Annotated in this window: 9 protein-coding genes and 1 pseudogene; 6 read left to right on the top strand and 4 right to left on the bottom strand. The window is 62.2% G+C overall.

The features are described 5' to 3' along the window. A partial coding sequence (locus DC522_RS31460; RefSeq protein WP_133239429.1) for an IS6 family transposase occupies window positions 1–501 on the top strand: 501 nt, incomplete at its 5' end. 230 nt (window positions 502–731) lie between these two features. Then, complete coding sequence (locus DC522_RS31455) at window positions 732–1,451, top strand: IS6 family transposase (protein ID WP_116532390.1); 720 nt, start codon at window positions 732–734, stop codon at window positions 1,449–1,451. 69 nt (window positions 1,452–1,520) lie between these two features. Here DC522_RS31455 and DC522_RS31450 read toward each other — a convergent pair whose 3' ends face one another. Further along, entirely contained in the window at window positions 1,521–2,894 is a 1,374-nt protein-coding gene (locus DC522_RS31450) for a PLP-dependent aminotransferase family protein (protein WP_116532389.1), read from the bottom strand. A 213-nt stretch (window positions 2,895–3,107) separates the two neighbouring features. On the opposite strand from DC522_RS31450, the gene DC522_RS31445 reads away from it, so the two are divergent. Together DC522_RS31445 and DC522_RS31440 are read left to right on the top strand one after the other, a co-directional pair. Then, entirely contained in the window at window positions 3,108–3,542 is a 435-nt protein-coding gene (locus DC522_RS31445) for a DUF983 domain-containing protein (protein WP_116532388.1), read from the top strand. Between the two features lie 35 nt (window positions 3,543–3,577). Beyond that, window positions 3,578–4,150 (top strand): cytochrome c oxidase assembly protein, encoded by a 573-nt coding sequence (locus tag DC522_RS31440; protein WP_116532387.1) that lies wholly within the window; start codon window positions 3,578–3,580, stop codon window positions 4,148–4,150. Between the two features lie 68 nt (window positions 4,151–4,218). Here DC522_RS31440 and DC522_RS31435 read toward each other — a convergent pair whose 3' ends face one another. From DC522_RS31435 to hemA, 3 genes are all read right to left on the bottom strand, one after another. Next, window positions 4,219–4,929, bottom strand: a complete 711-nt coding sequence (locus DC522_RS31435; RefSeq protein WP_205769873.1) for a histidinol-phosphate transaminase — start codon at window positions 4,927–4,929, stop codon at window positions 4,219–4,221. Between the two features lie 99 nt (window positions 4,930–5,028). Continuing rightward, a complete protein-coding gene (locus tag DC522_RS35555) occupies window positions 5,029–5,304 on the bottom strand; it encodes a hypothetical protein (protein WP_205769871.1) in 276 nt (91 codons plus the stop codon). Next, window positions 5,301–6,557, bottom strand: coding sequence for a 5-aminolevulinate synthase (gene hemA, locus DC522_RS31430; protein ID WP_116532386.1), 1,257 nt, complete (start codon window positions 6,555–6,557; stop codon window positions 5,301–5,303). Before hemA ends, DC522_RS35555 begins: the two co-directional genes overlap by 4 nt. Before the next feature lie 404 nt (window positions 6,558–6,961). Here hemA and DC522_RS31425 point away from each other — a divergent pair, with 404 nt between their 5' ends. Together DC522_RS31425 and hmpA are read left to right on the top strand one after the other, a co-directional pair. Continuing rightward, entirely contained in the window at window positions 6,962–7,369 is a 408-nt protein-coding gene (locus DC522_RS31425; protein WP_205769869.1) for a group III truncated hemoglobin, read from the top strand. Beyond that, window positions 7,284–8,492 (top strand): annotated as a pseudogene (gene hmpA / locus DC522_RS31420) (NO-inducible flavohemoprotein). Before DC522_RS31425 ends, hmpA begins: the two are co-directional and overlap by 86 nt. The last annotated feature ends 153 nt before the right edge of the window (window positions 8,493–8,645 follow it).

The following is an 8,645-nucleotide window of genomic DNA, read 5'->3' as shown; positions in this document are numbered from 1 at the left end:
GGACCTCGCTCGGGCTCCTGGCGGGTGGATGAGACATATGTGCGGGTCGGCGGGCGATGGAAGTACCTGTTTCGAGCGATCGATAAGCACGGCCAGCTGATCGACTTTATGCTGGTGGATCGACGCAACACCAGAGCAGCATATCGATTCCTGCGCAAGGCTTTGAGGACAATGAGCGACTGTCCTCCGTCATCCATTACGACTGACAAACTGGCCTCCTATCCCAAGGCAATCCGGCGCCTTCAGAAGGAAGGTCTGCTGTCGAAGGATGTCGTGCATCGGACGTCGAAATATTTGAACAACGTCATTGAGGCAGACCATGGTGCGCTCAAGCGCGTGATCCGGCCGACGCGCGGCTTCCAGAAGATGAAAACCGCTTACGCCACGATCAAAGGTTTTGAAGTCATGCGCATGATCCGTCGCGGTCACTGCGTCCTGCAACAAGCAGGAGCGACAGGCGAAATCCGCCTCGTCAGCCAACTGTTTGGTCTCGCCGCCTGAGCGATCCACTCTGGCTGGATGCCTCGTGCCCATTCCAAGTTAATGCAACACAGCCCCCGTAACAGCTCCGCGGATGTCTCCGGGTATGTGACTGGAAACGTTGGGTCTTTCTGGGCTCAGAGGACGCATCAGAGCACAAAAAAATCCTCCGAACCCTGCGCTCAGGGTTCTGTTGCAGCTTTGAAGCTTCGTTCCACCCAGGCTATGACGGGATGGGTTGAGAGGGGCTCATGGCGACGGAAGGCAAGAAGAACCCGTTCAAGGGTCGGCAGTTCACGGTGGAGATTATCCTATGGGCGGTGCGCTGGTACCTACAGCTTCCCATTAGCTATCGTGATCTCGAGTGCATGCTGGCGGATCGCGGAGTATCGGTCGATCACACGACCCTGTTTCGCTGGATTCAGGCTTATGCGCCAGAGCTGGACAAGCGCATCCGCCCGCACCTGCGCATGACGAATGGCTCCTGGCGCGTGGATGAGACATACATCCGGGTGAAGGGTGAATGGGTGTATCTCTACCGTGCTGCCGATGCTGCCGGACAGACCATTGATTTTCTGCTCTCCCCCAAGCGGGGTGCCGCAGCGGCAAGATGTTTCTTCCGGGAGGCGCTGAAGCAGTCGCATACGGTCAATCCGCGCACCATCACGGTCAACAAGAACGCGGCCTACCCCATTGCAGCGAAAGCCATGAAGAGGGAGGGGGCGCTATGGCGCTTCGCCAAACTCCGGCAGGTGAAGTTCTTGAATAACATCGTCGAGCCGGATCACCGACGTATCAAACGGCTGGCTCGCCCTGGACTGGGCTTCAAGAGTTTCGTGACGGTCTCACGGACGGTGGCGGGCTACGAGGCTATGGCGATGATCCGCAAGGGCCAGGTCGCGAGCGCACCAGCACACGACATGCAGGCTCAACGTGAATTCATCGCTGCTCTCTTCCGCGTGGTCGCCTAACATGAGGTTATCTCTGGCAGTCTTTTGACCTACGTCAGCGTTTGCAACGGAACCTCATGCTCTCCAGGGTCACACGATCGAGGACAGAGCGCCAGGGCCGTGCGAGAGGACCGTTGCCAGCAGGGCCAGTCCCCGTTCCAGCCCGGTTTGATTCTGCGCAGCACCTAGGGAAACCCGGATGGCATTCGGAGCAGACTCGACCGCGAACGCTTCGCTGGGCACCAAGGCAAGACCCGACTGCCGCGCATAGAGGTTGAGGTCGGCCCGGCGCCAGCGCTCTGGAAGGGTGAGCCAGAGGTGATGCCCCTCCGGGTGAGCCTGGAATTTGAGCCCCTGCAGAGTCCGGCGTGCAATGCACTGGCGGGCGGCGCTTTCCTCGCGGATGGCAGTCGTGATCGCGTCCAGCGTGCCGTCGAGAATCCAGCGCGAGGCGAGAGCGGACATGAGGGGCGGAATCATGAGAGCCATGGCCCGGATCTCCGCCGCAAGCCGCAGGGTGTCAGCAAGCCCGGGCGTGATCACGTAGGCTGTCCGCAGGGCAGGCGTCACGCACTTCGACAAGGTAGCGACGTGCCAGGTGAGGTCGGGCGCGATCGCCGCGATCGGTGCCGGTGCTTGCCGGGGCAGCGCCCCGTAGGCATCGTCCTCAATGATCGCGATGCCGTGGCGGCGTGCTATCTCGGCGATGGCCTCGCGCCGCTTCTCCGACATGGTCGCGGTCGTCGGATTGTGGATGGTGGGAACGCAGTAAACCGCTCTCAGCTTCTCGCGCCGGCATGCTTCCTCCAGGGCGGCAGGGTCGATCCCCTCCCCGTCCATGGCCACCGGTACCAGCCGCACCTTGAGCTGCTCGGCAATCGCGCGCAGGCCCGGGTAAGTAAGATCCGGAACGCAGATGGTTTCGCCCGCCTGAACCAGAACCCGCACAACGGCATAGAGCGCGGTCTGAGCCCCGCCGGTCACCACGACCCGGTCGACCGGAACCGGCCCTAGGCGCGCGCCAAGCCACCGGGCGGCGGCAACACGATCCGGCCCGGTCCCAACACTTTCCTGGTAGTGCAGGTGCATAAGTCCGTGGGGTGACGAAAGCACGCCAGCGATCCCCTCCTGGATGCGCTCGCGCAGCCTCGCTGCCAGCGGCTGCGGCGGCATGTTCATGCTCAGGTCGATGATCGGCGATCCGGCGGGCGCGACATTGTCCAAGTCCGGCGCCTTTCCGCGCACGTAACTGCCCCGCCCGGTGTTGGCTTCAATCAGCCCCATCCTGCGCGCCTCGTTGAAGGCGCGGGTCACGGTGGTGAGATCGACACCAAGCTCCTTCGCAAGCTGGCGCTGCGGCGGCAGGCGGTGGCCCGGCTTGAGCCGCCCGGACTGCACGTCGGAAAGCAGGGCCTCAGCGATGGCCAGGTATTTGGGCCTGCTCTCGTTCTCAATCTGCGGCATCCAGGACAACACGTTTCCTTGACCTTATTGTCTTGCAAATGTATGTCTCATGCAAGACATACATAATGTGCGGCGCGGGCTGGTGAAAATCTCAACAGAGGTCGTTGGATCGGATCAGCCAATGAACCATTAATATCGTCAGATGTATGGGTAGTCAATCCATACATATTTCACTGTCCTGAAGAACTGGGGCGCAAACCTGAAGGATCCGAAATGACTAAGACCCTGACCGCCAAGGATGCCGTGCTCAAGTACGGCCTCAAGTGCCGCTGCCCCAGATGTGGGAAGGGTCGCCTGTTCAACGGCTTCCTGACCCTCGCCCCGCGCTGCGAGTCGTGCGGGCTCGACTACTCCTTCGCCGACCCAGCCGACGGCCCAGCCTTCTTCGTCATGATGACGATGGCCATTCCTGCGACGGCGTTCGGCGTATGGATCGAAATGGCCTACGAGCCGGAGCTGTGGGTGCACCTGCTCACGACGTTGCCGTTCCTGCTGCTGAGCTGCGTGCCGACGATCCGGCCCTTCAAGGGCATGCTGGTCGCCAGCCAGTACTTTTACAAGGCCGAGGAAGGCCGCTTCGCGAACCCGCAACGGACGGACGGGAAGAGTGAGGTGAGCCCCGTCGGGTCCGCCGCGTCCGGCGGCTAAGCCTTTGGTCCCGCTCTTCATCGAAGACTGTCGCCATGCCCGATACCAACCTCTCTCCCGCGGGACGGATCCGCAACACGGCCCTCACCTGCCTGGCTGTCGCGGCCGGCATGCTCGGCCTCGCGTACGCATCCGTCCCGCTCTACAACCTGTTCTGCACCGTCACCGGCTTCGGCGGCACCCCGATGCTGGCCTCCGGGCCGGCTACCAAGGTGCTCGACCGCACGATGACCATCCGGTTCGATGCGAATGTCGCGCCCAACCTCCCCTGGCGCTTCAGCCCTGAGACGCCAGCCATCAAGGTTAAGGTCGGCGAGACCCAGACCATCACGTACAGGATCCGGAACACGGGCGATGCGCCGGCCACAGCCATGGCAACCTTCAACGTCCTGCCGGAACTGGCAGGCGGCCATTTCATGAAGCTGGAATGCTTCTGCTTCCAGGAGAACACCCTCAAGGCGGGCGAGACCATGGAGGCAGCGGTGGTCTTCTATATCGACCCGGCCATCGCGCACGACCCGAGCATGGCCGACATCCACGACATCACCCTCTCCTACACCTACTTCCCGTCGAAGAACGGCAAGACGCTGGAGGCATCGGCCAAGTGAACTTCCGATAGGCTATGCCGTCTTGCGGGCATGGCTGCCGTTCGCGGCATGGGGAGCTTGGCAGGATCTCAGGATACCCGTGGGAGTAGACGATCGAGCGCTGCAAGCAGTGCGTCGTTCTCCTCTGCCGTTCCGATCGAGATACGGAGGCTGTCGCGCAGCCGCTCCTGGTCGAACCACCTGACGAAGACTTCCTCGTCTGCCAATCGCTGCAACAGGCGCCTTGCCGCCCCGGAAGGCCGTGAGGTCATCGTCGCGAGCAGGAAGTTCGCCTGCGAGGGAGCGCAGGCCAACCCGCGTGCGGAGAGTTCCCGCGCCATGCGCCTCCGCTCCGCGCGGACGAACTCCCACGAGGCGGCCGCCTCCTCCTGGTGGCGCAGGGCCGCCTCCCCAAGGCGCTGGACGACGACGTCCACGTTATATGAGTCCTTCGTCTTCAACACCATCGGCGCGACGAGACTTGGTGAGCCGATTCCGTAGCCCAGGCGCAGCCCCGCGAGGGAGTAGCCTTTGCTCATGGTGCGCAGGAGCAGGACGTTGTCGCACTCCCGCACCAGGTTGACCGTGTCATGCGCGATCGCCGGATCGACGAAGTCGACATAGGCCTCGTCGATCACCAGCACGCCATCAAAGGCACGCGCGATCGCGGCCAATTTGTCGACTAGCGTCAGCCGCCCCGACGGCGCGTGCGGGTTGACGAGGATCGCCAGCCTAGCTCCGGCCCTGTTCCATCTCCGGGCGATGTCCTCCGGCACGGACCAGCCGTCGGATAACGGCACGCGACACAACGGGCTTGTCGTGAACCGCCGCCAACACCGGATAGAGGGAGTAGCTCGGCTCGGCGAGGCCGAGCGGTGTTCCCGGCGGCAGGAACGTGGTCAGCGCCAGCCGCAGGAGCTCGTCGCCGCCGTTCGTGGCGACGATGTGGTCCGGCGTAAGGCCGTGCAGGTGGGCGGCCGCAGTGCGGACCCCCAGGCCGTGGGATCGGGATAGCGGCGCAGCATCTCCCCGTCGATTCCGGCCAGTGCCGCGAGAACCGCGTCGCAAGGCGGGAACGGGTTCTCGTTGGTGTTCAGCTTGGCCACCGCCCGGCGGGGCTGCTCGCCCGGGATATATCCGGCAAGGCGCTGCACGTTCTCGCGCTCGAACGTCATGCCGCCGGCCCCATCGTGAGCCCGTGCACGCGGAACACCGTCACGAGGGCTTCGACGAGATGCTCCACCTGCTCGCTCGTGTGAAGCGGGGTCGGCGTGATCCGCAGCCGCTCGGTCCCGCGTGGCACGGTGGGATAGTTGATCGGCTGGATGTAGATCCCGTGCTGCTCCAGCAGGTCGTCCGAGATGCGCCGGACCAGATGGGCGTCGCCCACGAATACCGGAACGAGGTGGGTCTCGGATGGCATGACGGGAATCCCGGCCTCCTTCAGGCGGCTCTTTACCGTAGCGACGACCTCTTGGTGGCGTTTGCGCTCCGCGTTGCTCGCCTTGAGGTGCGCCACGCTCGCCCGCGCGGCGGCCGCGACGGCAGGAGGCATCGACGTGGTGAAGATGAAGCCGGGCGCATGGCTGCGCACGAAGTCGATCAGGGGCGCGGACGCCGCGATGTAGCCGCCGCCGCAGCCGAAGGCCTTGCCCAACGTTCCCTGAATCACCGTCAGGCGGTGCATCTGGCCTTCGCGCTCGGCCACGCCGGCCCCGCGCTCGCCGTACAGCCCGACCGCGTGGACCTCGTCGAGGTAGGTCATCGCGCCGTAGCGCTCGGCCACGTCGCAGATCGCCTTGATCGGGCCGACGTCGGCATCCATCGAGTACACGCTCTCGAAGCACACCAGCTTCGGCCGTGCGGGATCGTCCGCCGCCATGAGGCGCTCGAGATCCTCCACGTCGTTGTGGCGGAAGATGCGCTTCTCGGCCTTGGAGTGGCGGATGCCCGCGATCATGGAGGCGTGGTTCAGGGCGTCCGAGTAGACGATGCAGCCCGGGATCATGCCGGCAAGCGTCGAGAGCGCCGCCTCGTTGGTCACGTAGCCGGTGGCGAAGATGAGCGCCGCCTCCTTGCCGTGCAGGTCGGCGAGCTCGCGTTCGAGCAGGACGTGATCCCGGGTGTTGCCGGAGATGTTGCGGGTGCCCCCGGCCCCGGTTCCCACCCGGTCGATGGCCTCGTGCATAGCCTTGAGCACTATCGGGTGCTGGCCCATGCCGAGGTAATCGTTCGAGCACCACACGACGACCGGTTCGGACCGCCCGGGTGCATCTGCTAGCGGGAACTCCCCTGCCCTGCGCTCCAGCTCGAGAAAGGTCCGATAACGCCCGTCCGCCTTCAGCTCGGTCAGGGAGCTCCGGAAAAAGCTGTCCGGATCGAACGCGCTATGCGGCACCGCGCTGCGGGAGCCGAGACTCGGATCCATCATTGTTCCTTGGCCTATATAGGCAACATGTATGGGTTTCTTAAACCATACAACCAGTTTCAAGTATACGTATAATTACTGCATTGCCGTACTGCAGGATCCTAAGCCAAATGTCGCAGAAGCCCGGGCCGACACCTTCATTGCCGGTGAAGCGCTTTGTATCATGAGGTGCAAATGTATGCGATCCACACGCATACAAAACGCATACATCTAACACGAACGCGATGCTGTCCCGAGGGACCCGCAAAACAAAGCATCACTTGGCGTTTCAGCCGCGACAACCTCGGAGAAGAGCGATGGAGAGCACCTCCATGAGCAGTGCCCCCCAACTTGATCAGGCAGATCTGCCAAGGCTCCTGAAGCGCTTCTATGACCGCGTTCGATGCGACGCAGAGCTAGGCCCGGTGTTCAACGATGCCATACACGACTGGGCTGAGCACCTCGATCGCCTAGAGGATTTCTGGTCATCGGTGATGCTGGCTTCGGGACGCTACAAGGGAAATCCTGTCGTTATCCACCTGATCCATGCCCATCGGATCACGCCCAGCATGTTCAGCCGCTGGCTTGAGCTTTGGGAACAGACCACCGGCGAATTGCTGCCCGACGAGGTGGCCAGGACCGCTCAGGCGAAAGCACGACGCATCGCCAAGAGCCTGCAGGTTGCCATCCGCCTTCGCACACCCGGCGAAAACTTGCTGACAAATTCCACCACAAAGGAGATGAATGATGCAACAACCGTTAAGCCCGCAAACAATCGCGATTGTGAAAGCGACAGTGCCGGCCCTTGCGGAGCATGGGACGACAGTCACTAAGCTCATGTATGCCCGTCTGTTTCGAGATGAGCAGATCCGCGCGCTCTTCAATCACGCGAACCAGGGAGACGGTGGAGCACAGGTCCATGCCCTCGCCGCCGCCATTTTGACCTATGCACGTAACATCGAAGATTTGGGTGCTCTTACGCCCGTCGTCGAACGCGTCGCCCATAAGCACATCGGCTTTCATATTCTCCCTGAGCACTATCCATATGTTGCCACAGCTCTCCTCAGCGCAATCGCTGACGTGCTGGGTGATGCCGCCACCGACGAGATCGTCAATGCCTGGGGCGAAGCCTACTGGTTTCTCGCCGAAATCTTAAAATCCCGCGAATCCGCCATCCGTGCGGAAATCGAGCATCTAGAGGGAGGTTGATCGGGCTGGCGGGAATTTGCGGTGGCAGATAAAATCCGCGAGAGTGCGGTTATTACGTCTTTTGTCCTTCGTCCCGTCGATGGACGGCCAGTTATACAGCACAAGCCGGGGCAATACCTGACCTTCCGCTTTCAGCCCGCGAGTGGAGCCCAACTCAAGCGCAACTATTCCATCTCCTGCGGGCCCAATTCAGACTCCTACCGGATTTCCGTGAAACGGGAGGCGAATGGCCAAGGCGGATCGCGGTTTTTGCATGATGATGTCAAAGTCGGTGACATCCTGGAAGCGACACCGCCAGCCGGCGATTTCTTCCTGCCCGAAGCACCACCGCGGCCGGTGGTGCTGCTATCCGGCGGCGTGGACCTGACGCCAATGGTGAGCATGGTTGAAACCATTGCTGACCATCACCCTGCTCTGGAGACCCATTACGTTCATGGTACCATGAACAGCGCCACCCATGCGATGGACGCTCATGTCCGATCACTCGCCGAAGCACATGGCAAGATTCGAGTCGCGACTTTTTACAGCGAACCGCATCCAGACGACGCTGTGGGTGAGTCACACGATGCCGACGGTTTTATCAGCATGGAATGGCTTAAGGATAATACGCCGCTGCATGAAGCGGATTTTTACCTCTGCGGGCCCAAGCCTTTCCTGCATGCTTTCATCGGCGATCTCGCTCGCGCCGGCGTGCCATCCGACCGGGTCCACTACGAGTTGTTCGGGCCGGCGGACGAGGCGCACTGAATAGCCCACCGCGCTGGATCGAGTTCGCTACGATTCCCGATCCAGCGCGTTCCCTGCGGTAACATCACAGCTCTACATGTTTGATCCCAGGGTTTGATGGTGCATTGTTTTCTCCGGAATGGAGGGATGCGCTATGGGCCAGGTTCTCCACGG

Source organism: Microvirga sp. KLBC 81, from assembly GCF_003075415.1.
In the GTDB taxonomy this organism is placed as follows: Bacteria; Pseudomonadota; Alphaproteobacteria; order Rhizobiales; family Beijerinckiaceae; genus Microvirga.
Note: the sequence above shows the minus strand (reverse complement) of the source record. Positions and strands in the feature narration are given on the sequence as shown.